This is a genomic window from Methanosarcina sp. 2.H.T.1A.6 (genome assembly GCF_000979455.1).
Taxonomy (GTDB): domain Archaea; phylum Halobacteriota; class Methanosarcinia; order Methanosarcinales; family Methanosarcinaceae; genus Methanosarcina.
On sequence record NZ_JJOY01000030.1, the window covers coordinates 239,740 to 264,676 of the forward strand.

Genomic DNA, 24,937 nt, shown 5'->3' on the forward strand with positions numbered 1-24,937 from the left:
TCCATTTTTACAAAATCAGAGTTTAATGAAAATTGGACTGTAATTGCAGCTTTTTGAGAATGCCAGCCCGAAAGGGGAAAAGCAGAGACTCAAAAAGCCCCGTCAGTGATTTTTCCATCCTTTAGCTTTATCACCCTGTCCGCAGTCCTGGCCATCTCAGGGTCATGGGTAGTAACAACAAAACTTACCCCCTGCTCCCGGTTGATTTTTCTCATAAGGTCCGTGATCTTTTTTCCGGTGCTGGAATCAAGGTTTCCTGTCGGTTCGTCTGCCAGAATAAGCCTGGGGCTGTTTGCAAGTGCCCTTGCTATGGCAACTCTTTGCTGTTCCCCGCCGGATAACTCGGAGGGCAGGTGATGCATCCTATCCCCAAGCCCGACAAGGTCAAGAAGCTCAGCTGCCCTCTGTTTTTGCCGGGAACGGGAAACCCCGCTAAAGTACATAGGGTAGCAGACGTTCTCCAGGGCATTCATTGTAGAGATCAGGTTAAAAGCCTGGAATACAAAACCTATTGTCTGCCTGTGCAGCCGGACAAGACTGGAAGAATTCCTGTAGTCAACTTCGGTGCCCTCGATGAAAACCCTGCCCGAGGTAGGCTGATCCAGACAGCCAACAATGTTAAGCAGGGTGGATTTTCCCGAGCCCGAGGGCCCCATAAAGGAAACAAAACCTCCCTCTTCAATCTTCAAAGTTACTTCCTTGAGGGCTTCCACGCGCAGCCCTGAATCGAACGTATAACACTTAGATAAGTCCCTGGTTTCAACGATAGTCATTCCGGATCCCTTTCCTGCAAACAATCAGCTGTCTCCCTCCGGAGTTTCAGGCTCTGCAAATTCAAGTACAAGTATTTCATTTGTTACCAGAAGGTAATCCCCATTATCCTGAATACTGACAAAATTCCCTGCAGACTCCAGATAAGCCCCCACAGGCCTCTCATCCAGAGCAACCTGGACAGTTTCGTTTGTCTGATATATGTTCTTCCAGCTTTTTCCCCCTCCAAACAGGAGCTGTATGAGATCTCCAATAACCGGTATACTCCTGGTTTTCTCATTAAAGAAAAGCTTGTTCCGGGCTCCTGCGCCTGAACTGTAGCCCCCGGAAGGAGAGACTGTTATCAGGCGTGCATCTGCAACATTCTCAGAGTCAATATCTCCCTCAAAGTAAGCGGTCGTTGTGGCCATTTCGGGATCTATTCCGTATTCGGCATACAGCATGTCGCAGCCTTCGTTGATCCAGTATTCGATCACCGGTAACTCCGAACCTTCATAAACGAGCAGAAGCCCTATGCCCTGCACGCAAAAGGTACTACCGTTCTCGTCCGCATTCACCAGCGAGATAGAATAGTTGCCTGGTTCGGAAATTTTCCCGCTCAGGTCATAAGCATGCGTGCCTGAAAAAAAATCGTACCTGGATACAAAACCCTTTGTATCCGTATACATCTGTCCCCCTTGAAGAGGCACAACCGTCCCAGAATGTACAAGAGAAGCAGTGAATTCCGGATAGATGCCTTCAAGCCCTTTTTTGCTCCAGACCCAGTAAACATAAGCCTTTGCAACTTTTATAGAACTTCCGGCAGGGGGTTTGATATTAAAGTTAACCTGATAACTATCATTGTATTCAAGCTCCCCGCTGTACCTGCTGTCCCCCAGAGAAAAGTCAAGAGCCCCATGGTTCCCATCATGGAGGACAGTCTGCAGGGGTTTGTCTCCGGCATATGAAGCCGAGGCCGGGGTGATGAGAAGCAGGAGATTAAATAAAATCACAACTTTTCTCAAATTCATTGTTATCCTCATCCGACTCGATTATGTTATTATGCTCATCTACCTTCACGTTGAGGGTGTGCTCACCCTTCAGAGTATTAACCCTGATCTGATTCTCAATTGAAGTCTGGCCTGCCAGTTCCGGAATATTCAGGACCGTAACACTTTTCCCATCAAGATAGAGATTTACTTCAAAGTCCCGGGCTGAAGCTTCTCCGCTGTTCATAATCTTCACAGGGATAGAGTAGGCAGGTTTTTCTGCTGCATGGGTTTCCTCAACACAGCCGCTAAAAGCTGCTATTATGAGTACTACAAGTAAAAGCAGGAGAAGAGGTTTTTTTCGCCGGATTCCGAAAAGAGAAAGGAAAGAAAGAAAGATTAGCGAAGCTGATGCAGTCTCTTCCTGAGCCTCGATTGTCACGGGTTCTCCGAGGGAAACAAAAAGGTCAGGCTTTGACCTGACACTGGCATTTAATTTACAGGCATTATTTTTCTTATCCGACTCTTTTATCCTGGTTTCGGGGTCCACGGAGAGTTCAAGCAGGTGCTCTCCTTTGACTGCAGGCCATGAGAACGTTGATTTGTACACTCCGGAAGCCTCCATCCGGATAGGGAACGTTAAAACCTCACTTCCGTCCACCCGAAAGCTTATTGTACAGTTCTCTTCGCAGATTCCTCCGGGATTGTTTATTGTAAAGGAAATTTCCGCCGGTTTTTCATCAACCAGCTCCTGTTCATAGATGTTCATCTCAGGGTAGAGGTCCGGAAGTACGGAAGCTGTATTCTCAGACGTCAAGACCAGGGCCGCCAGGACAGGGTGCAGGTAGTCTTCCCCTTCCTGAATACCGATTTCTCCGTCCCCATCCAGGTCAAGCCCTCTCACAAAAGACACGGAATTACTGGATCCGGAATTACTGGCCTGCAAATAATCGAGCACGTCAAAATGCTCAATATCAAAGTAGCTGGATGAAAAACCCTCATCTCCACAGGCATCAAAGCTCACCTCATTAGCAATGTCCATTGCTTTTCCGCCATAGCTATCAGACAGATACTCAGGGGAAACTCCAGACATTTCTCCGTTGAATTCCAGATAATCAGGCAAGCCTTTTGACCCGGTAAGATATACTACCGAAAGTTTGGCGGCCTCTATGCTGCTCAACGCCTGCCCGGAGCTGAAATGGACGTCCGTACGGTCATTGACATTTGCCAGGTTGCCACTCCAGCCCTTCCCATGAAGGTTTACGTTCCCGCTCAGGAGCTGGTAGGAAACCATGGGCTCTTTTGGGTTTTCACAGGCTGTAGCAAGCACTGCGCCATAGACTCTCCCGTCCAGCTTGTTCCCCGGCTCGCCGCTGCTTGTAAGGATCTCCACTGTATTTTCCCCGGTTTTAGTAATGTTGCTGACGTCATAGGAAACCCAGTAAACCCCATGACCTGCACAGTATACATCCTCATTTTCGTCATTGACCCCGGCAAGTTGCAGTTGCTCAAGCCTTTGCCCATTAAACTCAGGCCGGACCCAGCCTTCATAGTTTTCAGTACCTCCCCAGATTCCGATATACAGGCGAGCCCAGCGAAGAGTGCCTTCTGGCACATCAAATTCCTGGGTGTAAGGGGGAAAAGAAAGCCCATGCCCTCCATCTATGTAGACCTCCCCTCTGAATGTACCCTGGGCATCCGGAGCAAGGGGTATGCCTTCATACGAGTATCTGGCCCCGGCGGGAGGGATTGAGGGTAGAAATGAGAGCAGGAGGATAAATAGTACGGTTATCTTTACAGGATCTATTTTCATAGCCGTTCACTTTCTTACCAGAGTGAAATTTAAACCTAAAGGGAAGTTTAGACTGCCTCTGGTTTTATATTTTGATATATTCCTTAACCTGAAGTGTAATCAATATGACAAATTTCGCACCATTAAATAATTACAGCGAAGTAAAGGTTATTAAATATTACTATTTTTCTTTTTTGTGTGAAATAATAAAAATGGAAATTCCGGGCCGAGCTAAAAAACTCAAAATTGCACTGGCGCACTCCAAAGCAAACTACCGGTCATTCGACTGAAATAAAGCCCGGAAAACTGTCAATAATTTTATTGAGTTCCCACGTGAATAGATTATTCAGATTTGTCATGAGATTATTTGGTTGAAATATGAACCTAAATACAAAGAACTATATGCATAAATTAAAAAATAGTAACAATTAATGTTATAACATACTTACAAATACTTATTTTTTAAAAGAATATATATATAGAGCAGATTATAGGAGTACTAACCAAATTTGTTAAAACAGAGTTTTAGAGACATTTTGCACGGGGATAGACAGGGGATATTGAGATAAGGAACATCAGAGACTACAGGTAAAATTTTGCAGGCGGGAAGACGGAATATGCAAGCTGGAAGCATAGAACAGAAAGGGACCCTAAGGATGACTTATGGGATAAAAAAGGACCTAGAGATAAATACGGAGCAAAGAGCAAAAAACAGGCAAACAAAAAGAATTTGCAAAGGCAGAAGGGAAATATCAAGTCGAGTAGGGAATACGCTCTGTCTGGCGGTGGGACTATGTAGCCTGATGGCTGTATTGTGTTGCCTGATGATCACACCTGTCTTTGCCCAGTCTCCAGAGAATAATGGCTATGTGGCAGACAAACCTCTTGAAGTGTACAGCCATGATACGGTTCAGGGAGACCTCTTCTATACTGTAGGGAACAGCTATTACAGTGGAAAGGTCTATCCCGGGGACGTATATTCTGTGAGCCACAATGTCAACTTGCCGGAGGGGGCAACCGTGAAATTTGCAAGGCTCTATACCTACTGGACCTGGAGTGCCGAAGGAGTCACAGGGAGGTATCCTGAGATGAACCTTAGCTTTAATGGGGAAAGGCTTGAACCTGAACGGGAATACAGTGACAGGAAAGGCTGGGGCATTTATGATTATCCTACGGGTACCTGGGCTTACGATGTGAGTGCGTACGTTTCCGGTTCGGGCACCTTTAGCACGGACATTGAAAACACAGGCTCCGGTACTCCTTATGTCTGCTTTGATGGGGTGGGTTTGCTTATCGTATATACGGACCCGAACGGGAAATATATCGAATACTGGATCGGTGAAGGAGCTGACGAACTCAATTCCCAGATAGACGAAAACGGAAACCCACTTTACTATGCTACCTCAAACCAGACGATCTGTGAAATGCTCAGGCCCACGCTGCAGCTCCCTGTCCTCAGCGCTACTCTCTGGACGGTCACTCAATCCGGGAACTGGGAGGATAATGCCCTTCTGGTTAACGAGGAAAAGTTCCCCGGAATCTGCAATGGCAAACCTTACCCTGACCTGGATATTGACGTAAGAGAAGTCAAGGACTACCTGAAATCCGGAGAAAATTCAATTCTTTTCCAGGCTGCAGGAGATTATGTGGTGCCTTCAGGGGCTTTCCTTGTGCTTGAAAAAGACTCTCTGGCAGAAGAAGCGCAGGCCTCCCCAGGGGAACCGTCGGGGAATCCGGGAGAAAAAGATATAACTCCGGAAGCTTCCGGCACAGAAAGTTCCGGAACTGAAACTTCCGGAACCGAAGCAGAAAAAGCTCCAGGATTTGAATTAATTTCTACTCTTGTCCTTTTAACAGGGGGAAAACTGGCTGCAGGGCACCGAAAGCAGAAAGCCCGAAGATAAAGGGCTCCTTTTTTTCGGGAGGGCATTCTTTCTCAAACCGGGACTGTCCCCCCGAATCCCGTGTAGCTCAGATAGATTCCACCTGCCGTAAAAAGGACTGTGTATGCCAGAAAAAGGTAATCATTCCTTTTCAGCCTGAGTTCGTTTACGTAGGTCCTGTGCCTGTTTGCCCGAAAACCCCGGGTGTCGGCAGCTACTGCGAGTTTTCGTCCTGCCCGGAGTATATTGACCACGAGGGGGACGAGGATGTATCTCAGGGCTTTTGCTTTCGTGCAGACCCCACCTTTTAACTCAAGTCCTCTCGCCTGCATCGCGTTGAGGATCAGGCCGCTTTCTTCGAGCATTGTGGGGGCAAAACTAACTGCAGAAGAAAGCATGAATGCAATTTCGTAAGGGAGCCCTATCCTGTAATTTTTCCCTCCGAGCCTTATTTCAAAAAAGCGGACAAAGGCGGTGATCAGCCTGCCAGGATGGCTTGTGGCAAGCACCAGCATTGCAGCGCTCAATGATGTCATAAAACGGAAAGACTGATAAAGCCCGTAGACAGCCCCGTCCGCATAGAAATAGACTCCTCCTGTAAGCGGGCCCAGCAGGGGGAAGGAAGGAGGAATGAGGGTAAACAGCGGATCTCGGGCCCAGTAATAGAAAAGGGCCTGCGAGAGAATAAAGCTCAGCCCAATACTCCCGAAGACAATGAGCATTGCCTTTATCCTGCTTTTTGAGGGCCTCAGGATGAGCCAGAAGGGCAGGGTTGAGACGAATAATACCACCAGCAGATAAGGAGTCCCGAGTACGACACTCAGTACCGAAACCCCGAAAAGCCAGAGCAGTTTCACTCTCGGGTCCAGCCTGTGAAGCAGGCTGTCTTTTTGTTCATAGCGAAAAAGCCATTTCAAACCACAGGTCCTCCTTCAGGAGCATTCATACAAAAGGGAATAATAGTCAAACTATTTCTTACTTTTCATAATGATTTTAAGCTAAAAGGTCTAAGAAAAAGATAGATAACATGAACCCCACAACAGACACACTTTCACACATCAGGCTTGAAAACCTCACTTACAGCTACCCATACTCGGATTTCCAGGCCCTTTCGGATGTGAATCTTGAACTTAAAAAAGGGGAATTCGTGCTCCTGGTAGGTCCCAGTGGCTGTGGAAAAAGTACTCTTGTACGTTGCCTTAACAGGCTGGTACCCGAGATTTCAGGAGGCAGTTTTTCAGGGCGCGTCTTGCTCCGGGGAAAAGACCTCAAACACGAAAAAGTCCATAAGCTGGCCCTTGAAGTAGGGATGGTGTTCCAGAACCCTGAAACTCAGCTGTTCTCCCTGACAGTGGCCGAAGACCTTGCCTTCGGGCCTGAAAACCTCGGCCTGTCCAGTCCGGAAGTAAGGTCCCGCGTGGAAACAGCGCTCAAAGAGGTGGGGCTGGAAAGGTTGAGGGACCATTTTATCTTCACGCTCTCAGGAGGGGAAAAACAGAGGACTGCAATAGGAGGAAATCTGGCTATGCAACCGGAAATCCTGGTCCTTGACGAGCCTACCTCTGACCTGGACCCTGCCGGTACCCGGGAGGTGCTTGAGCTGCTCAGGCGGCTGAATGCGGAAAAACAGACCACCCTCATACTGATAGAACATAAACTCGATGCTGTATTTGAAATGGCAGACCGCATGCTTGTTATGGACAACGGCAGGCTAATTCTTGACGGAAAACCTTTTGAAATCCTGTGCCGCGAAGAAGAAAAACTCCGAAGCCTCGGGATCCACCCTCCCCAGCTCACCGAGATTGCCAGCCTCCTGGGCCTGGGCTCAGAAACTTCAAATGTCCCTGCCTACGAAACTCTCCTGAAACGCCTGACTGAACTTCTGCAGGCGTCTGAGGCAGAAAACCAGCTCGGAAGCCAGGAATGGGCAGAATCCGAAATTCCCGCTTCTATGTTGCAGCCTCCGGAAAGCCTCCCCCATGTCCGGGTCGAGAACCTCTGCTACAGGCATGAAGACGGTTCGGAAGCCTTTGAAAACCTCAACTTTGAAATCAAACATGGAGAGTTTCTTGCCCTGCTCGGGCACAATGGGGCGGGAAAGACAACCCTGGCAGGTCACCTGATAGGATTTTGCAGGCCTGCCTGCGGAAGAGTCCTTCTCAATGGAAAAGACATAAGCAAGTATTCCACAGCTCAGCTTTCAAAGCAGGTAGGCTACCTTTTCCAGAACCCGGACTCTCAGATCTTTACAGACAGCGTGCTTGAAGAAGTTCGTTTCGGGCTTGAGAACCTGGGAATGTCCGAAGAGGAAATCAAAAGGCTGGCAAATTCTGCCCTGGAAATGATGGAACTTTCGGCTTACATAAAAAGGCACCCTCACGCCCTCTCAAGAGGACAGCGCCAGCGTCTGGCAGTAGCCTCCATTCTTGCCCTTGAACCGGACTTGCTGGTCCTGGACGAGCCGACCACAGGGCAGGACAGGGGGCACATCCGTAATTTCCTGGATAAGATTCGGGAGCTTAACAGGCTCGGGAAAACGGTGATTCTCATAACCCATGACATGGAGCTTGCAGCAGAGTATGCGGAAAGGGTTGTCGTGATGAAGCAGGGAAAAATCCTGCTGGACGGCCCGACAGCAGAGGTATTTTCAAGCCCTGAAGAACTGGGTGCAGCCGGGCTTATCCCTCCGCTCCCTGCAAGGCTTGCCCTGGACCTCAGAAAACAGGGAATTGACACCCCCAGGCTGCTTACTGTTTCCGATCTGAAAAACTTCCTCCGGGCTCGCTGCCCTGAGCTGCCGGATTGCAGGAAAACGGAAAAAACTGCAGAAGAAATAGAAGAAATAACTGCAGAAGAAATGGAAGAAATAACTGCAGAAGAAATGGAAGAAAAGGTAAGCCTCTTTTAAAGCCTTGCCCCGCTCATTTTTACGGCCGTATCGTAACCAAGCAGTCCTCCTATGAGCCCCCCCGCACACGCGAATGCGAGCTGAAGCCCTATATACCAGGGTGCATAGGAGATTTTCCACTCAACAGGTGCATAGAGCATGTAAAAAACAAGAGTTGAGACCACACCTCTTGATACGCCGTAGATTACAGCAGTCAGGCGCCTATCGGCATAATCCATCCTGAACAGGAAGACCTGGAGGTCAACAACAACCCCTTCGGCAAGGTAAAAACCCAGCCACATTATATGGGAACCCCAGACAACCATGCTGATGAGCAGGACACAGGTAAAGAGCAGGGTTGCAGTCCCGGGCTTTCGGACCAGCTGCAGGGCCACAACCATAAGGACGACGGTGGGAATTGCAATGACCAGCCCGTCAAACCAGCCCAGGTTGATGAGCTTGCTCAGGTACCGGAATACCACGGCAATAACGGCAGCGAGGAGTGCTATAGTTATCAGGTCAACGGTTGAAAAGAGGTCAAGAGCCCCGGAATGTTTTATTGCAGCTAAAATGCCGACAAAAAGCAGGAGGCTTGCCAGGATCGTAAAATAAGTCATCCAGGAGGGCGGGGGGATGATGCTGACCTTATGTTCACTTTTCTGCACCCCTTCGGAGTAGACGGCTTGAAGCGTGAAAGCGACCTGTTTTTTGAACTCGATAGAGGCAGGAGGTTTTACGTCCAGAAGGAGGCTTGCACTTTGTCCGGGAGCCAGGTCTCCGATTTCAGCCGTAATTTTCTGTCCTTCTTTTGTTATGAGATACGGCTGGGTAGAGAGGTCGGTTTCCAGGCCTTCCGGAACTTTGATGAATACGGTTATGTTGTATAGGGGCTCAGTTCCCGGATTCTCAATGTTTACCCGGGCCCTCTCCCAGGAATGTCCCGCTACAAGGACATCAGGAGCCAGGTTATTGTCAAGGGGAATCTCCAGGCTGCACCCGAGGGAGGAAGCAGATGAGCCTGAAACTGCCTCTGATGCAGAAACTCCGGGAGCCCAGGAAACTGCCAGGACAAGCACAAGAATTAATATGAAAATCCGTCCGTATTTCATGTTTTACCTCTTAATCATCCCTCTTTTTCATCACTCTCTTTTTCATCGCTCGCTTTTGAATTCAGGTCAGGAGGTTATTTCCTCAAACCTCATTTCCTCCTGAACCTCAGAACAACCGCCAGGCAGGCCAGAAGAGAGACAATGATTACTGGAAGAGGGACCTGTCCCCCTTTTGCGGTTTTTTGCTCATGGAGCTTGAGAAACTCGCTATCCGATTCCGAGTCGGAAACAAGGACTGCAACACAGGGATGGAGATAGCCTTCATCGCCCCGCTCGAAGCAGAGGGTGCTTTCCATACCTTTCGGGGAAACCAAAACCGAATACAGGTCAAAGTACTTGCCCTGGGCGGAACTCCCCACATCGCTTCCGATGTTTACGGAATCGAAGTAAAGTTCATCCCTTTCTCCTTCGGTGCCTGCCACAAGCATGGCATAGAGGCTTGCATTTTTTCCGGGGGATGTGCCTTTAAAGGTGCTTGTCACACTGTCTTTTTTATTCGTATAGGTAAGGGCGTAGTTGCCTTCGTTTATCCAGAACCTGACCGGAGGCAGAGAGCTGTTTTCGGAAACGGATGCAAGGGTGATGCCGTAGGGTCCCCCTCCTGGGTTTTCAGATAGGACCGAGACTTCATTTAACCCGGCACGAAGGGAAGTATTGGCATCAAGGCAGTAGAGGGCTATCCCCCAGGCCGAAACGTAATCAGGCTCCTGCCTTATAGCAATTTCATTTCCATTGACCGTTACGCGGATACTGTCCCCGCTGTCGTAGTTCCAGACAGGCACATAAAGCCTGGCATACCTTACCTCTCCGGAAGGCAGTTCGAAATACTGGAGGTAAGGGTTTTCCCCCGTATACCCGTGCCCTCCATCAACATGTATCTCTCCCCTGACAACTCCTTCTGCTATTGTATATGGAGGGATGCCGTCGCCCTGCCAGCCCCCATTTCCTGAAAAAAAGGGAAGCAGGAACAGCACTCCGGCTCCAAGAAGCCCTGCTATTAAGATCTTGTTTCCGGTATTCAAGGTAGCTCATCTCCTGAGATTATATATCTCCCTTACAACCCCTTCTACAACTGACGATCTCCCTTTCAAAGCTGCCTTAAAGCCCTGACAGGATCCAGTTTGGAGGCCCTCCAGGCAGGATAGAGCCCTGAAAGCACGGAAACGAGTAAGGAGACCAGAATTCCGGCTGCAAGAATCTTGAAGTTTAAGGCAGTCAGATGTTCGATATTTCCTATTTCAAGCCTTGACATTAGCAGAGACCTTCCGACCCTGTCTATGAGGGTTGCAAAAAGAACGCCTAAAAGGTCTCCTAAAACTCCTCCCACGGTTCCTATAAGCAGGCATTCGGCTAAAAACATCCGCAGGATGTCAGACTCCGAAGCCCCGAGGGCCTTAGAAATCCCGATTTCCCGGGTCCGTTCGTAGACCGAGACTACCATTGTGTTGACCACCATCAGGCCGCCCACAAGCAGGGAAATACTTGAGAAAAAGGCAAGGACAAGGGTCACCCCGTTCATGATCCGGTTGACCGAGTCGATTTCGTCCTGGGCACTTGAAGAGGAAAGCCCGAGTTTTTCGACCTGCCCCCTTGTTTCGTGAACCTGCGAAGAACTCTCCACCTTTATCAGGACCCCATCATAATAGTCCTTTTTGCTGAGTTCTTTTGCATATCCAAGCTTCATGAAGGCCCCTGTATCTATTTCGTTTCCTGCAGGTTTCAGATGACCCACAGGAATAAAACTTATTTCCCTATCAAGAGGCTTACCGTCTTCGCCGTAAAGGCGCAGCCTTGTTGTTATTGGAGTTCCTATTCTGGCCCCGTCTATTTTTTCCAGTTTTTCCCACAGATCACTTCCAAGTACTATCTGGCTCTGGCCACTATCGAACCAGCTCCCTTCGGCAAGTTCAAGCTCATTTGCAGTCCTGTAATCATCCTGGACCCCGAACAATTCAAAATAGGTCCCTGAAGGGCTGACATAAGCATCCTTTACATAAGGGCATGCCACTTCCCCGTATTCTTTTATTTCCTCTACTTTTGAGTCGCTTATGAGGACAAGTCCGTCTTCCCTGAGCCCCGGGGATACCTCTATTAAAGTCAGGTCCCGGGACTTCTGTATCTCTTCGATTGCATTGATACGAAGGCCTTCTCCGAACGAGACGACGGCTACTACCGTTGCCACTCCGATAGCTATTCCGAGGAGAATAAGCAGGGTTCTGAGCTTTTTAAGGCGCAACTGCCGTATTGCCATTGCGAACTCTTCAATCAAACCGTTCACCAATCCCATTTTCCAGTTCCTGCCACAGGTGCAGGGGTCTGACCCACGCATATGAATAGATATAAGCGTAAAATATAAAGCTTAAAAATGTTGTAGACAACATTATTTCATAATACAATATTTAAATTAATTAACATAAATTATGGATATATAACTTTTTTGATTTTTAGCGGAAATGTCCCTGAAGCAAACTCTTCACCGGATATAGTATAGATACGTCTCTCCAGACAATACAAATGAAATTATCAAACAGCTTCAGGCCTTTATGCTGGCTGAATCTTGTGATATCTGACGGGAATTTGAATGATGCAGAAGCAGATGTCCCGAAATATTTAGGAAAAATTATTAAATTATTAATACAAAATTAATTCGATGAGTATAATTAGTTTGACTATATTATGTTTTTAACATATGCAGATTGGAATAGTGATTCATAACCTACAGCTTATGGATTCTCCCCAGACAGTTAAAGACATTCTTACACTTATCTCCAGGGAAAATTGCATAAATGCCTGCCTCTGCGGCACCCTGGGAAAAGTTGCGGCGATTGATGCCGGCCTTGAAAGCTTGATTGATATCAAGCAGTTTCTGAAACCCAGCGCCTGTATCGAGTCTCTTTTCGAGTCAAACGACCTTGTGTGCCTTCTGAACCATGGCAGGGAGCTTCAAACCGGCCGGACTTTCGGAAGGATCGTGGTTTCGCATATACAAAATCCTGAAAAGAAACCCCTTATTCAGATTGAAAGGCCCGGATGCCTTGATGGGGAACTCATTCCCTGGAACCGGGCTGCAGACCCTTACGCTAAAAAACTCTCCGGCCTTCTGAACCTTAAAATTTCCCCGCCTCCTATGCCAGTCAACACCATAGAAACCAGCAATCAGGGAAGGCATGTTCTGAGACGAATCTCAACCTTTCCGGGAGCAAACATAATGGTTGAAGGGATTGTGGTTGGAAAAGCTACTTCCTCTGAGGTCACCCTCGTATCCGAAAACGGCTTTCTGACTTCAATAGAAGGGGGAAACATAAAGGAGCAAGGTATCGAAATTCTCCATAAACATGGAGAACGAGTGCCTGTTGACCTGTCCGGGGCATGGGTAAAAACCACAGCTTCCCGAAAAAGTCCCGACGTCTGCAAAAGCCTGATGGAATGCAAAACCGAAGGGATAGCGAAAACCACTTCTTTGAAAAAGAGTTTTTTGCAGGAGAAAACCCCGGAAGGGGGAGTTAAGGTCATTCTTATAGACCACTGCGCAGAGCATTCATTTGAGATGATGAAAGGGACAGGTCTTGCCATTACTGTTGGGGATGACACAACAGAGCTTGCAGGAAATATCTTTTCCAGATTTGGAATCCCTATTCTGGGGATTACGGACGGGGACTGCGACGAACTTGCAACTGCAGTGAGCTATGCCCCATGTTCTCTAGTCTTGCGTTTAAAGCCCGGAAAGGATGATGAGTTCGGGAAGAAGCTTCAGCAGGATATCTTTTCAGGAGAACATGCCGCTTTTTTTGAAGATATTGAGAGCCTGAAGCTGAGGATCATAAATCTTGCAGAAAATTCCCTGGAATCCATCTCAGAATACTGAGCCTTTGCCTGCACGAACGGAAAATTCGGAAAAATCAGGAAAAACCCAAAAAAACGGAAAACCAAAAAAACGGAAAACCAAAAAAACCGGAAAACTCGGAAAAACATCCTTTTGCCTTGTCGAAATTAATATTTTTTCGGATTACTGTGATCCTGAGGTGGAAAGGAACAGAATATTTTAGGGATATATAGGGTTAATATGCCAAAAATAATTAACACAAAATATGCAATATATTCAATAACAAATTGTTATATTTTATAATAATAAAAACAAAAACAAATGATTTTAATATAAGAATATCAAAACGTGTGCTATTTAAAAATAAAATATCCATAATTCTAGCTCTTTTTATCAGGAAAATTAAGCTTCAGAATAGGACTCTAGGTGTAAAAATCATACATCAATCATGCATAAATAAGGATCAGAAAATATTGAGGTTTGCGAATGAGAATGAAACTTGTGTTATTCATCATCGCTCTTATGGTCTCGGTGCAGGCGGCTACTGCTTCTGACATAGGCGTTGGAGTAAGCCCCGGAAACATGAGTTACAGGCTTGCTCCGGGAGCCTCGGCAGAGCAGTCGCTGTATGTGATAAACACAGGGACTGAAACTGCAACATATAACGTTTTCGTAGACGACAACGCTTACGAGAGCTGGTTTACGTTTTCTGCATCTTCTTTTGAGCTGAGAGCAGGAGAAAATAAAGAAGTTAAAGTAACGCTCAAGGTTCCGGCTTCAGCTGAAGAGGATACGGACTGCAAGATAAAAATCCCATGTACCGTACCCGGAGGAGATGTCGGAACCGGGGTTATAATTCCTGTCCACATCGAGATTTCCACCTATGAGGGGAGTTCTTCCGGAGCGAGTTCTTCCGGCAGCAGTTCTTCTGGAGGGGGAGGGGGCTCCCCGGAACCTGCCAGCAACGTAGAAGTCAAAGAGCTCACACAACAGCATGTAGTAAGTGGCAGCCGTGCCAGGTTTAGTTTCACACAGGATGCCACCTGCGTAACGTATGTGGAGTTTGATGCAAAAAAAAGCCTGGGGAAGATCACAACAATTGTTGAGCTGCTGAAAGAGAAATCTACACTTACCCCGGATATCCCCGGAGGTGAAGTATATAGCTACCTGAACATCTGGGCTGGAAACGATGGCATTGCAACTCCGGAAAATATCGAAAATGCTGTGGTCGGTTTCAAGGTGGACAAAACCTGGGCCAATGAAAACGAGTTTGACGCAAACTCAATCACCCTGGACTACTATGACGGCGAGAAATGGGAACCTCTGTCTGCAAAGAAAGTGAACGAGGATGAAGGGTATATCTATCTGGAAGCCAAAACTACGGGCTTTTCTCACTTTGCCATAATCGGTGAGAAATCGGACGAAGTTGAAGGGAATCCGGGGATGGCTCCAATCACAAGAGCAGGTGAAAAATTAAAAGAAACTGCTGAAACACTGGAGACAACTGCAGTCAAGAGCCTTGATGAAAAAGGTCATGGTGTTCTGGCAGAAATTGAAGGCTATGGAGAAAAACTTAGAGAGCTTTACCTGGATTTGATTCACTCCCTGGAGGAGAAAGGCTGGTTATCTCAGAGTTGCTTGTGAAATGCCCTCAGGCTAAGGACCCGGAGGCTTTACGCTTCTTAATAAAATGATTCCCGAAAAGTTCTGGGGTCCTCAGCCCTCGGAGAAAAACATCCCGCCCGGAAGGCCCAGAAAACCAGCATCAAAAAGAGTCCATTAACAAAAAGCCTTAACCCGAGTACAATGAGTCTTAACCTGAATCCAGTCCCAACCTGAACTGAAACAAAATCCGGGTATTAGTGAAAAGCTAAGGGCTGTTACCCGGATAAATGATTATAAATAAAAAAATGCGTATTTATTAATGTCGCTTCCGCCGACTCATAATCCACAAATATATGTCTCCAATTCTCTCTTTTTTCAGGCGGAAGCAGGACTTCTTAATTCTCAGATCCGTAAGGGAAAAGTGCATTACTTTTTCAAACACTCAGAAAAGTGTTACCGATCCGTCATTATGGGCATTATAGTAATCACTATAGTATACATTGTCCAGCCAATATTTTCCATATGTGGTTCCGAAAAATCCGGTAACTTTGGTTTCTGTATTTTCATATCCATCTACCTGATGTCCCGGGATAATGAAAAAATTGTCATCATGGTGGGCATTTGAAACGACGTTCCCCCCTGGAATTTCCCAGAGCCGTGAATGGTAGCCCCCGGAAATCCTGTATTTGCTGTCGGCCACTCCGTCTCCCGCAACCCAGCTTCCATCAGGATACGGAAGATAATGGGTGTATTCTACAGGGTTATCAACCCATTTTTGAGCAATTATTACTTTTTTAACGTTGCTAAGACTTTTATCTTCCCAGACAAGGTTTATGGGGTCTTCCACTTTGTAGTAAGTCTTGAAGAAGTAAGTAAACTTAGAGTAAGTCCATTGGGGACAAGTTAAAGCAGTTGAAGAAACAGTTGAAGAAGCGGTTATAGAAGTGGTTGAGGAAGCAGTACCCCACCACTTATATGGGTCATCTTCAGTGGTAAGCAATATAGATTCCTGGGTCACGATTTCGGTCTGATCTCCAGGCTTTAGTTTCAAGCTCCCACTTTCGGCACTAACAGCAATCTCTTCTCCGTCCTCGACTGAAAAAGTCTGTGACCTTGTGAGTTTATCTACCTTAAATTTGCCTTTAAGCTTCTCTCCGGAATAAGTTTCAGTGATTTTGAGTTTCCCGTCTTTTTTGTAGTCATAAACTGTTGTCACCTCAACTTCCACAGTATGAGCCTGTTTCCATTCACACCATTGTGAATCATCAACAGATTTCGGTTCATTACCTTCTTTTTCGGTGACTGTTTTTTCCGGAGTGGCACTTGCCGCCGGAACAAGCATTATCCCAAAAAACAGGATCATCAAAAGCAAAACGATAAACTTTGATTTTTGATTTTTATTCATCTGTTCTACTCCTATTAATTTCATAGAAATGGCGTGAATGCAGAGCTTTTCACTTATAGAAAAACCCAGGCACGTATATAACTTTACTAATTTATCATTTTATATATATTTTAAAATTAGCACCGATGACGGATCTTTTAACTATAGGACTTACGCACTTGAGATCTGATATCAAGTACAACAGACGTTGAAGTTAAATTCATCTGTTATACAGTTGAATGTTTAATGCTATTGATTTCCAGTTCAACCGCGGAAGTCCTAACCTCTTTTAAAGGAACTTTTTCATTCTCATGCATTACACGAATTTCCTGCATAACTTTGAAAGAATCCGCAGCTAAAGGCAAATATAAATAAAACAGTGGCGTATCTTCATACATATCAGTAATAAGTATTTGCTGAATTATTCCTGAATTCTTGCATGAAAAAGTCAAAAAATTTTCCTGAATATCGGATCAACTAAAGGGGGATTTTGTATAAGGAAAGTTCTTATTATCTGTCTGATTTTGCTGGCATCGATTCAGATTGGGGCAGCCAGCCCAGTTGCAGAGTACCTGAAGCTCAGTACGGATGTAAACAACGGGTATGCAATTACCACTGTTGAAGAAAAGCTCAGCAACCCGGCTGAAACGGCTGTTGAAGACCAGTTCAGTTTTTTGATTCCTGAAGAAGCTTTCATTTCGGGCTTTACCCTGATTATTGATGGAAAAGAATACAGGGCTGACGTACTTCCAAAGAAAGAGGCTTCCGAAAGATTTGAGTCTGCCGCATCGGAAGGAAGGACAGCAGGCCTCCTCGAAACAAAGGATGAAAACCTTTTCGCCTATGCCCTGAGCTTTGAGCCCGGGCAGAGCATCATCGTGAAGCTGACCTATGAACAGGCGCTTAAGAAAACTCTTGGGGAATACGAACTCGTGCAGTTCCTGGAAAGCAGCCGTTCAGTGGCGAATTTTTCGGTAACCATAAACGTAAATTCTGCAAACCAGCTTATCCGCCTGGAAGCCCCTGCATTCCCGGAAGCTGAGGTGGAGTACCTTTCCTCAAACAGAGGGCAGGTACATTATAAGGCAGACTCGCTTCCCACCTCGGAACTCAGGGTAGTGTTTGAAACGGCAAACCCTCCGTTGAACGGGAACATGCTTTTTTACGAAAATGAAGGCCAGGGGTATATGATGCACATCTTTTCGCCTAGCGAAGAAGACCTCGGGACCTCAGCCATGAGCAAGGAAATAATCTTTGTCCTTGATAAGTCCGGCTCTATGCAGGGATACAAGCTCGAGCAGGTAAAGGATGCTTTTGGCAACATTATTGAGGACCTGCCACCCGGAGATTACTTCAACATAATTTTCTTTGACAGTTCTATACAGAGCTATTCCGGAACCCTCATGGAAGCAAACGATGAGCAAAAAACCGGGGCTCTTGACTTTGTAAATAACCTTGAGGCAAACGGCGGCACAAACATAAATGAAGCCCTGCTTACAGCTCTTGGGATGTTCAACCCTGAGAGCGGAAAAGTGCCTATAATTATATTCCTTACAGACGGAGAGCCAACTGAAGGCATTGTTTCCCCCTACGCAATCCGCCAGAACATTAAAGATGCCAACACCGCACATGTGTCTATCTTTTCTATTGCCTTCGGGATTGAAGACGAAAATAACTATAGTTTCCTGAGAGCTATGAGCCTGGAAAACAACGGGACTGCAGAGAGGTTCGCTCCGGACGATAATGCTTCTGAGGAAATAGGGGGCTTCTATAAAACGATTTCAACCCCCCTGGTCACGGACATGGACTTCTCCTACAGCAGTGGGATCTCCGAACTCGTAAACACCGGGGAAAAGAACCTCTTTGCAGGCTCTGATGCCATTGTCCTCGGGAAATACAGCTCTGAAACAGGCAAAATCCTGGCGGATGTTTCAGCCAGTACCAGGACAGGAGGCCGAATTTTCTCAAAAGAGTTTACTGTAAGCCCGAAAGGGGAAAATGCCTTTATTCCCAGGCTCTGGGCATATACCACCATCGAATCCCTGCTGGACAGGATTGAAGTAGAAGGAGAAACTGAACCTCTGGTGTCTGCAGTAACGGACCTTGCCCTTGAATATGAATTTGTGACACCTTACACATCCCTCTTCGTGGAGGTGCCTGAATTCTCCAGTCCGGGAACTGAAGGTGGCGAAGAAACGGTTCCAGAAATGCCTGCTGGAGAGCCAGCTACAAAAGACAAAATGGCTGCTCCTTTAAGTAGCCAGATACAGTCCTCCTCGGATTCTCGTAATGAGGGCGACGTGGTACTTGAAGAGTCGGTAGAAGGAGAAGTTGCAGAAAAGGTTGCAGAAAAAAGTACACCTGGATTCGGGGCGCTTTTCACTTTTAGCGGACTCACTGGAATTGCATATTTACTTCACAGGAAACAGAGATGAAAAGGTGAACAGGAAGGGAGAGGACGTTTTACTGAAAAAAAGATCAAAATCCTCTTCCCTTTTAAGCTATTTTGAAAATCAAGAAAACATCATTTATAAGCCTGAATTTTTTTCCATCCTGCGTCCTATAATCCAGGGGAAAACGGGAGGAGTGGGGGAGGATGAGCTCCCGCCGGGATGAAAGATCTGTTCGATATGATTAACGTGTCAAAAGTTACGCGTCAGGGTTAGCGGGAGCACAAACAATAGAGAAGATACAGCTTTATTATTTAATTCATGTTATTTTGCTAATAATTGTAAGTGTACAGGATAAGAAAGAAAATTCAGAAAGAGTCTCAGGAGTTAAAGATTATCATCCTGGAATTAAGGTTTATTACCCGGACAAGCAGGTTAAAATCAATTAATTGTATTTTTGCTTATGGTGCTTTCGCCTGCATTCTTTTCCAGTAACAGATGTTTCCGGAATAAGCCGCTTTTCTATAAGCGGAAGCAAAATCCAGAAAAACCTGCAGTTCAGCCTGGAAGAGGAATAAGAACCTGGGAAACGTAACAAGTTAAATAATTAGAATCTTTGCTCGAGTTTAATAGTTTTGCTTAAACACCTGATTGTCCTGTCCGTGCTCTTATGCAGGATAGCTGTCCCTCCTGCTTCTTCCCATTCACGGATATTATCGGAGTTATCATCGATCAGGATCCTTGAGGTTCCGGACTGGAGAGCTTTTTCCGGGCGGAAACAGAGGATTGCATTGTTTGCGTATGGAGTTCCGAGTTCTTTTTTCAGCCACTCTATCTTTCCTTTTCTGGCATTAACCAGGGCAGTCTTTCGATCCGGGGTGGGGAGGGCAGAAAGGATTGTAGGATGTAAGCCGGAACCTTTAAGAAAGCCATGAAGTTCCTTCCCTCCAGCCATCCAGGGCATATCTGACCAGAACCTGGCTCCTGCAGCCGTAATATGCTTCCAGAAACGTTCCTTATCGGCAGTGTACCAGAACATCATATGTTCACTTAATTTCTCGCATGCGCCTGTAAAATCCGTAAGTACTCCATCCATATCCAGAAAAACTTTAAGCCCCGAATACTGTCCGGAAAAGAGCGAGACAGGGGAATTTTCTGGAAGGGCAGGGTGAAAACTAAGAGAAGTGCCCTGAATCGGACTGCTCTGAACCGGATAGTCCTGAAAGGAACCATTTTGAGCTGGGCTACTCTGGACTGGATAACTCTGCACGTAATCAATAGGAGTTGAGTTGATCTTAATAGAACTTTTCTTTGCAGACCTGCGCTGTTCAACATAAGTGGACATGTCAACCGTTCCTTACTTTCTCTGGCGGCAAATAGTTTCCTACTTCTTTATGTAAGGAATCATAAAAGTATTTTATCACTATATAAATATTAAAACCTTTCTACAGTAGTTGATTGGATTGAGATGAAAAAAGAGTAAAAAAGAGAAAAAGAACATAAAAAACTGAGCAAGGTAATTTTCTAGAATCCGAATTCGAACATCCGTAGTCTTCTGAGCTCAATATTCGGATTCATGCTCCAGAATTCAGAATAATCCCTGAGAACCAGTTTCTGAAGAATTTCTATGGCGCCTGATCTTCAACTTTTTATGAATGGGAGTTTAAAAGCTTCTTCAACGGTCATAATTGGAGATATCTTTCCGCTGTGGTGCGTCAGCATCGGTGGTCTTAAGAAATCAGAGATCGCATTAAAGTTATCAGCTTCGAGAACAAAATAGAAAGTATGCTCATTAGGGCTGACATATGCCCCGTGTACTTTTATATCCAGTACTTCACCCAATTTCCTCATTTCTTCAACCCATTTTTTTCCATCGGCCTGGTATTCATCTCTTGCGAAACAATGTTCTGGTGTATGCGAAAGGGTTGCCATAAATAACATGTTTTCATTCCCCCATTAATTCAATGTAATGAATGTATTTAAATGTGTTTATAAAAATTTGAGAATAAATATGGAGTCAGAAAAAAGAGTTCAATCCTCTCGAACGAGAACCAGAGTTTTTGCTATTTTATCATGCAGTCCCTGTTTGTTTTCAGTAAAAAGAATGGGCAAGAATCCTGCGAAGAAAGGAAGGAATGCCAGAATCTTTCCCACAAAGCGTTTTGTTGCACGCTCAAAGGAAATTCTGTTTCCGTTAAGATCAGTTACAATAATATTCATCGCCTGTTTCCCAACTGTTCCCTGCCTTACTGAACTCTCCTGGTATGCAAAATAGTTCCAGGAAAGCAGGATTAAAAGAATATAAAAAAAGGCTCCGCCCATGGCTCCTGACATGAACTGAATAAAAGCCAGAAGAAGGATGATTATAAAAGAATCAATTATAGAGGCTATTAACCTCCTTAGAAAACCCGAATACGTTTGCATATTTTTCCCCTCAAAGAGATTTTATACATTAAGCAGGACTGAATTATAAAATTACCCATTATGAACAAAACGTCTTGTTTAAATACAGGAAGTTTGGAAAATGGTTGAGAAGGCTGGATTTCGTTTCCCGCTAGTACCCACGGATTTGATTGTGTATGTGAGATCAAGCCTGAGAATTCCAGTGCTCAAATGCCTGCTGGGAGTATTCGTTGGGGAATCCGTACTTAATGCATTTTACATCCTTTTGACAACATTGATCCTGAAAACTTGAAATTCGGTCTGGTTTTGCAAAAACATAAACAAATCGGGCAGTTGCCTGACGGAATTTAAGGCAGATAAGATCTTAAATAATTATTAAATACTTTCGTTTTGTACTTCTTTTTAAAAAGTAAGCTAGAAGAGAAGGATAAAAACCTATGAAAATCCGTTTTATTTTCCCCCTGTTTCTGATAATTTTCTGTATTTCTGTTACCATATCCGGCTGTACCGAAAGAACTGACAATAACAATGATGGATTAAATGAAACCTCGAAAGGAGAGAGTCAGCAGATAGCTGAGAATTATGTAAGAGACCTTGACTCTTACAAAACCTACAATCTGACCGAACCGGTTTTTATTGAAACCAGAACTCTCAACTGTACCTCGTGCTGGCAGTTCGTCTACAAGTTTGATCTGATTTCTGAAAAAGATCCGGCTGTAATCGATACAGCTACAGTGACAGTCACAGTGACCGAAGGCGAGGTTGTCGATGCGGTCTATGCGCAGGGAATCCGATACTAACTGGAATTCAAACTAAATTAGTGGATACTGAATCCTTGAAAAAGCCAGAAACGAAAATAAGAAAGAGAATAAAGAAAGAGAATAAAGAAAGAGAATAAAGAAAGAGAATAAAGAAAGAGAATAAAGACGAAGAAGACCTCCGCTTCCTCATCCTCGATCTCATTTGTTTCTATTTTTTCTTTTAAATTATCCTTAAATTTTATCCATTAACTTTTTGATATCTGCCTTGATCTCCGAGGCAAGCTTTTTCGCACTGTCTCCGGTCGAATCAACCAGCTTTTCGACTCTACCAGTAATGCTTTTTACCTCGTCCTTTACGTCAATAGACCTAATTTCCCCGGATAGGGACTTAATTTCTCCATTGATATTCTTTGAAAGTTTTGAGGCTTCGTCCCCAGTCTTTTTTGCAAGGCTATCAATATCATCCCCTAGCTTTCCAATTTTTTCCTGAATATTGAAACCTTTTTTACCGGCTCCGGTTTCTTTTGTTTCAGTCTCAATTGCTTTTGCCATATAAACCCCTTTAAATGTTCAATAATAAGAATAGATATCTCTCCTGAAGAGAGCCTGTTTTTAAACACTTATATATCGGCATCCAGAATTATAACACTATCCTTGAAAGTGAAGGTTTTTTCGGGATTTGTAAAAGAATAGTTATCATGTAAGATACCAGCAGCCGAAATTTATAAAACGAAGATAAAATATATATAGAGTTCATACCATGTAAAAGGGTCTGCCCATTTTACAGAACTTCAAGTAGCTTGTGTGCGCAGTTCACTATATAAACCATCAATTGAAATAGTATACTTGTAAAGAGTAAGGAAGTTCAACAAATTCAAAGAGTGTATCAGGTCAGGAATAAATTACCGGAAAGAAGGGGAAAGGACCGGCGAATATAAAAAACGGCTCCTGTAATGCATCCTCTGTAAGCTGATAAATCGGAAACCTGATAAGATACCTTTTTCAGTAGATAACTGGATCTCCGGGACAGAATATCTCCATAAAAATGATAGAGGAGACATGCAGACCTTAGTTATATGCATAGACAGGGATAACGACCTGGGCGAAAAAGCAAAAATGGGAACTCCCATCGTAGGGAGGGAGGCAAATGTTCAGGCAGCAGTTGCACTCGGGATTGCCGACCCTGAAGATTCGGACACAAATACGATTTTCGGAGGGATCCGGATCCTTGATGAACTTCGGGCAAAAGGAGTTGACGCTGAGATAGTCTCTTTTGCAGGTGATAAGAATGTCGGCGTGATCTCAGACCAGAAGATCGCCGAACAGCTCGAACTTTATCTCCAGATGAACGAAGTGCAGAGAGCTGTCTTTGTCTCGGATGGGGCAGAGGATGAAACTCTTGTCCCTATTGTGCAGTCCAGAATGAAAATTGACTCCGTAAAACGTATTGTCGTTATGCAGAGTGAAAACCTGGAAAGCACCTATTATATCCTCAAACACGCCTTCAGTGACCCAAAGATTTCTCAGACTTTTTTTGTACCTATAGGTCTTGCTTTTCTTATTTATGCCATCTTCCTGCTTGCCCGCTATCCCGAAGGGGCAATTGTGGGAATTCTGGCAGCTGTCGGGCTTTACATGCTGTACAGGGGCTTCGGGCTCGATGATATTGTTGCCCTCGAAAAAGAAAGGCTCTGGGATGCTTTCCTTGAGCAGAGGATGGTCTTTATCAGCTACACTGCTGCCCTGCTTACCAGCCTTGTAGCCACTGTATACGGAGCTATGGAGGTATGGAAACTCTACTCCGCGGAAGGGGTCTGGTATCACGGCACCTTGACTCTTATTTCGGTCTTTATCAATGTATCTGTCTGGTGGTATGCAGCAGCCCTCCTGCTTGCGGACATGGGAAAAATTTTCGATCTCAGGATGGATGGCAGGCCCATATATAGAAGTGTCTCCCTCTCCCTCTTCGTGATCGCAACCGGCCTTCTTTTCTGGGGGGCAAGCACATACATCCTGGCAGTAGCCTCCATATCGGACGGGGTCTTAAGCGATCCTTCCCTTGCGCTGCAGTACTTCGTATATTCGATTGCAATTGCAATCCTCATTGCACTTGCAGGGATAAAGTATTCCCTGTCAAACCAGACTCCGGAAAGCGAGAAGAGAGTGAGAGGAAGAAGAAATAAAAAAAGCGCATGAACTTCGGAGAAACAAATCAGTTGAAAATTAATACGTTCACTATTAAAACGCGGAAAAGGAGATATAAAAATGGAGAAGGCAGCTGAAATTGCAGAGATTGCAGTGCTTGGAGGTGTGGGTTTCAGCTCATACAGAGACTGCGAAAGCCAGTTGGTGAAAACCCCCTATGGAGAGGTTACCGCATATCTAACCAGCATAAAAGGAAAACGCGTTGCAATAATTCCCAGGCATGCCGAAGAAATTCATATCCCGCCGCATAGAGTTAACTACAGGGCAAATATCTGGGCCGTACACTCCCTCGGAGTAAAACGCGTAATATCCACAAACTCGGTCGGATCAATGCGAGGGCATCCCATAGGCAGTTTTGTCGTGCTTGACGATTTCATTGATTTTACCCGCAGCAGGCCCTCTTCCTTTTATGACGATAAAACTGTTCACGTTGATGTTACTGAGCCCTATTGCCCTGAAATAAAGGCAGCCATTAAGTCTGCCCTGGGAAAACAGGGACTTTCCTATACCGAGGGAATTTATGCCTGTACTGAAGGTCCCCGCTTTGAGACCCGGGCTGAAATTCGAATGATGAGCCAGTTTGCAGATGTCGTTGGCATGACTGGTGTGCCGGAAGTCGTCCTTGCAAAGGAACTCAGTCTCTGTTACGCTTCCCTTGCCATCGTTACAAATCAGGCATGTGGGATGACCACGCAGAAATTAACAGCAGATGAAGTCACAGAAGTTGTTGGGAAGGCTCAGGACTCAATCTTCGAAATTCTCTCGGATGCTATCGGAAAAATTCCCGAGGTTCAGAGCTGCATGTGCAGGTTTGCAAAGGAAGGAGCCTGCCTTTAAAATTTATATAAAGGGTGTGTGAGGAAAGTAGCAACTGAAAGAAAGTAGCAACTGAAAGAAAGTAGCAACTGAAAGAAAGTAGCAACTGAAAATATAAAACTCTCTCTTCAGCCCCCTCT

At 45.3% G+C, this 24,937-nt stretch carries 21 protein-coding genes; 9 read left to right on the top strand and 12 right to left on the bottom strand.

The window, feature by feature from the left end; genetic code table 11:
- Nucleotides 1-89 precede the first annotated feature (89 nt).
- Genes EO98_RS08775 through EO98_RS08785 form a run of 3 tightly spaced genes read right to left on the bottom strand, consistent with a single transcriptional unit; the run spans nt 90 to nt 3,552 of the window.
- Nucleotides 90-773, bottom strand: a complete 684-nt coding sequence (locus tag EO98_RS08775) for an ABC transporter ATP-binding protein (protein WP_048141343.1) — start codon at nt 771-773, stop codon at nt 90-92.
- A gap of 24 nt (nt 774-797) precedes the next feature.
- Complete coding sequence (locus tag EO98_RS08780; RefSeq protein WP_235283645.1) at nt 798-1,781, bottom strand: DUF3344 domain-containing protein; 984 nt, start codon at nt 1,779-1,781, stop codon at nt 798-800.
- Nucleotides 1,750-3,552: a CARDB domain-containing protein gene (locus EO98_RS08785; protein WP_048141190.1), complete on the bottom strand. Its 1,803-nt coding sequence runs from the start codon at nt 3,550-3,552 to the stop codon at nt 1,750-1,752. Before EO98_RS08785 ends, EO98_RS08780 begins: the two co-directional genes overlap by 32 nt.
- A 782-nt stretch (nt 3,553-4,334) precedes the next feature.
- On the opposite strand from EO98_RS08785, the gene EO98_RS08790 reads away from it, so the two are divergent.
- Nucleotides 4,335-5,435, top strand: coding sequence for a DUF3344 domain-containing protein (locus EO98_RS08790; RefSeq protein ID WP_235283646.1), 1,101 nt, complete (start codon nt 4,335-4,337; stop codon nt 5,433-5,435).
- A gap of 32 nt (nt 5,436-5,467) precedes the next feature.
- Here EO98_RS08790 and EO98_RS08795 read toward each other — a convergent pair whose 3' ends face one another.
- Nucleotides 5,468-6,331 (bottom strand): energy-coupling factor transporter transmembrane protein EcfT, encoded by an 864-nt coding sequence (locus tag EO98_RS08795; protein WP_048141194.1) that lies wholly within the window; start codon nt 6,329-6,331, stop codon nt 5,468-5,470.
- Between the two features lie 110 nt (nt 6,332-6,441).
- Here EO98_RS08795 and EO98_RS08800 point away from each other — a divergent pair, with 110 nt between their 5' ends.
- A complete protein-coding gene (locus tag EO98_RS08800) occupies nt 6,442-8,322 on the top strand; it encodes an ABC transporter ATP-binding protein (protein WP_048141196.1) in 1,881 nt (626 codons plus the stop codon).
- On the opposite strand, the gene EO98_RS08805 is transcribed toward EO98_RS08800, so the two are convergent.
- From EO98_RS08805 to EO98_RS08815, 3 genes are all read right to left on the bottom strand, one after another.
- Nucleotides 8,319-9,410 (bottom strand): hypothetical protein, encoded by a 1,092-nt coding sequence (locus EO98_RS08805; protein ID WP_048141199.1) that lies wholly within the window; start codon nt 9,408-9,410, stop codon nt 8,319-8,321. The genes EO98_RS08800 and EO98_RS08805 overlap by 4 nt on opposite strands.
- Nucleotides 9,411-9,499: 89 nt before the next feature.
- A complete protein-coding gene (locus EO98_RS08810) occupies nt 9,500-10,432 on the bottom strand; it encodes a DUF3344 domain-containing protein (protein ID WP_048141201.1) in 933 nt (310 codons plus the stop codon).
- Between the two features lie 65 nt (nt 10,433-10,497).
- Nucleotides 10,498-11,739 (bottom strand): ABC transporter permease, encoded by a 1,242-nt coding sequence (locus EO98_RS08815; protein WP_235284783.1) that lies wholly within the window; start codon nt 11,737-11,739, stop codon nt 10,498-10,500.
- Nucleotides 11,740-12,099: 360 nt separating this feature from the next.
- Between EO98_RS08815 and EO98_RS08820 the strand changes: the two genes are divergently transcribed.
- Entirely contained in the window at nt 12,100-13,275 is a 1,176-nt protein-coding gene (locus tag EO98_RS08820; RefSeq protein ID WP_048141205.1) for a DUF2117 family protein, read from the top strand.
- Between the two features lie 444 nt (nt 13,276-13,719).
- A complete protein-coding gene (locus tag EO98_RS08825) occupies nt 13,720-14,877 on the top strand; it encodes a PGF-pre-PGF domain-containing protein (RefSeq protein WP_048141208.1) in 1,158 nt (385 codons plus the stop codon).
- Between the two features lie 403 nt (nt 14,878-15,280).
- Here the strand turns inward: EO98_RS08825 and EO98_RS08830 are convergent, their stop codons facing one another.
- On the bottom strand, nt 15,281-16,243 hold the full coding sequence (locus EO98_RS08830; protein ID WP_048141210.1) for a hypothetical protein: 963 nt from the start codon (nt 16,241-16,243) through the stop codon (nt 15,281-15,283).
- 503 nt (nt 16,244-16,746) lie between these two features.
- Between EO98_RS08830 and EO98_RS08840 the strand changes: the two genes are divergently transcribed.
- The gene (locus tag EO98_RS08840) at nt 16,747-18,657 is read left to right on the top strand and encodes a VIT domain-containing protein (RefSeq protein WP_048141215.1); all 1,911 of its coding nucleotides are present in this window, start codon (nt 16,747-16,749) and stop codon (nt 18,655-18,657) included.
- 562 nt (nt 18,658-19,219) lie between these two features.
- Here the strand turns inward: EO98_RS08840 and EO98_RS08850 are convergent.
- From EO98_RS08850 to EO98_RS08860, 3 genes are all read right to left on the bottom strand, one after another.
- Entirely contained in the window at nt 19,220-19,957 is a 738-nt protein-coding gene (locus tag EO98_RS08850; RefSeq protein WP_048141219.1) for a hypothetical protein, read from the bottom strand.
- A 296-nt stretch (nt 19,958-20,253) separates the two neighbouring features.
- Entirely contained in the window at nt 20,254-20,553 is a 300-nt protein-coding gene (locus EO98_RS08855) for a DUF3303 domain-containing protein (protein WP_048133725.1), read from the bottom strand.
- Nucleotides 20,554-20,643: 90 nt separating this feature from the next.
- A complete protein-coding gene (locus EO98_RS08860; RefSeq protein ID WP_048133724.1) occupies nt 20,644-21,036 on the bottom strand; it encodes an RDD family protein in 393 nt (130 codons plus the stop codon).
- A gap of 100 nt (nt 21,037-21,136) precedes the next feature.
- Between EO98_RS08860 and EO98_RS18405 the strand changes: the two genes are divergently transcribed.
- Nucleotides 21,137-21,307: a hypothetical protein gene (locus EO98_RS18405; protein ID WP_156161078.1), complete on the top strand. Its 171-nt coding sequence runs from the start codon at nt 21,137-21,139 to the stop codon at nt 21,305-21,307.
- A gap of 145 nt (nt 21,308-21,452) precedes the next feature.
- Complete coding sequence (locus tag EO98_RS08865) at nt 21,453-21,815, top strand: hypothetical protein (protein ID WP_048141221.1); 363 nt, start codon at nt 21,453-21,455, stop codon at nt 21,813-21,815.
- Nucleotides 21,816-22,007: 192 nt separating this feature from the next.
- Here EO98_RS08865 and EO98_RS08870 read toward each other — a convergent pair whose 3' ends face one another.
- A complete protein-coding gene (locus tag EO98_RS08870) occupies nt 22,008-22,328 on the bottom strand; it encodes a hypothetical protein (protein ID WP_048141223.1) in 321 nt (106 codons plus the stop codon).
- A 507-nt stretch (nt 22,329-22,835) separates the two neighbouring features.
- On the opposite strand from EO98_RS08870, the gene EO98_RS08875 reads away from it, so the two are divergent.
- Nucleotides 22,836-23,972 carry a DUF373 family protein gene (locus EO98_RS08875; protein WP_048141226.1) on the top strand — a complete coding sequence of 379 codons (1,137 nt, stop codon included), beginning with the start codon at nt 22,836-22,838 and terminating at the stop codon, nt 23,970-23,972.
- Nucleotides 23,973-24,041: 69 nt separating this feature from the next.
- Entirely contained in the window at nt 24,042-24,818 is a 777-nt protein-coding gene (gene mtnP, locus EO98_RS08880; RefSeq protein WP_048141227.1) for an S-methyl-5'-thioadenosine phosphorylase, read from the top strand.
- Nucleotides 24,819-24,937: the final 119 nt, after the last annotated feature.

Coding starts and splice junctions, on each gene's coding strand:
- EO98_RS08785 (WP_048141190.1), bottom strand. CDS start 3,552: ATGAAAATAGATCCTGTAAAGATAACCGTACTATTTATCCTCCTGCTC.
- EO98_RS18405 (WP_156161078.1), top strand. CDS start 21,137: ATGGTTGAGAAGGCTGGATTTCGTTTCCCGCTAGTACCCACGGATTTG.
- EO98_RS08830 (WP_048141210.1), bottom strand. CDS start 16,243: ATGAATAAAAATCAAAAATCAAAGTTTATCGTTTTGCTTTTGATGATC.
- EO98_RS08780 (WP_235283645.1), bottom strand. CDS start 1,781: ATGAATTTGAGAAAAGTTGTGATTTTATTTAATCTCCTGCTTCTCATC.
- EO98_RS08850 (WP_048141219.1), bottom strand. CDS start 19,957: ATGTCCACTTATGTTGAACAGCGCAGGTCTGCAAAGAAAAGTTCTATT.
- mtnP (WP_048141227.1), top strand. CDS start 24,042: ATGGAGAAGGCAGCTGAAATTGCAGAGATTGCAGTGCTTGGAGGTGTG.
- EO98_RS08855 (WP_048133725.1), bottom strand. CDS start 20,553: ATGTTATTTATGGCAACCCTTTCGCATACACCAGAACATTGTTTCGCA.
- EO98_RS08790 (WP_235283646.1), top strand. CDS start 4,335: ATGGCTGTATTGTGTTGCCTGATGATCACACCTGTCTTTGCCCAGTCT.
- EO98_RS08865 (WP_048141221.1), top strand. CDS start 21,453: ATGAAAATCCGTTTTATTTTCCCCCTGTTTCTGATAATTTTCTGTATT.
- EO98_RS08815 (WP_235284783.1), bottom strand. CDS start 11,739: ATGCGTGGGTCAGACCCCTGCACCTGTGGCAGGAACTGGAAAATGGGA.
- EO98_RS08805 (WP_048141199.1), bottom strand. CDS start 9,410: ATGAAATACGGACGGATTTTCATATTAATTCTTGTGCTTGTCCTGGCA.
- EO98_RS08825 (WP_048141208.1), top strand. CDS start 13,720: ATGAGAATGAAACTTGTGTTATTCATCATCGCTCTTATGGTCTCGGTG.
- EO98_RS08860 (WP_048133724.1), bottom strand. CDS start 21,036: ATGCAAACGTATTCGGGTTTTCTAAGGAGGTTAATAGCCTCTATAATT.
- EO98_RS08875 (WP_048141226.1), top strand. CDS start 22,836: ATGCAGACCTTAGTTATATGCATAGACAGGGATAACGACCTGGGCGAA.
- EO98_RS08870 (WP_048141223.1), bottom strand. CDS start 22,328: ATGGCAAAAGCAATTGAGACTGAAACAAAAGAAACCGGAGCCGGTAAA.
- EO98_RS08820 (WP_048141205.1), top strand. CDS start 12,100: ATGCAGATTGGAATAGTGATTCATAACCTACAGCTTATGGATTCTCCC.
- EO98_RS08800 (WP_048141196.1), top strand. CDS start 6,442: ATGAACCCCACAACAGACACACTTTCACACATCAGGCTTGAAAACCTC.
- EO98_RS08775 (WP_048141343.1), bottom strand. CDS start 773: ATGACTATCGTTGAAACCAGGGACTTATCTAAGTGTTATACGTTCGAT.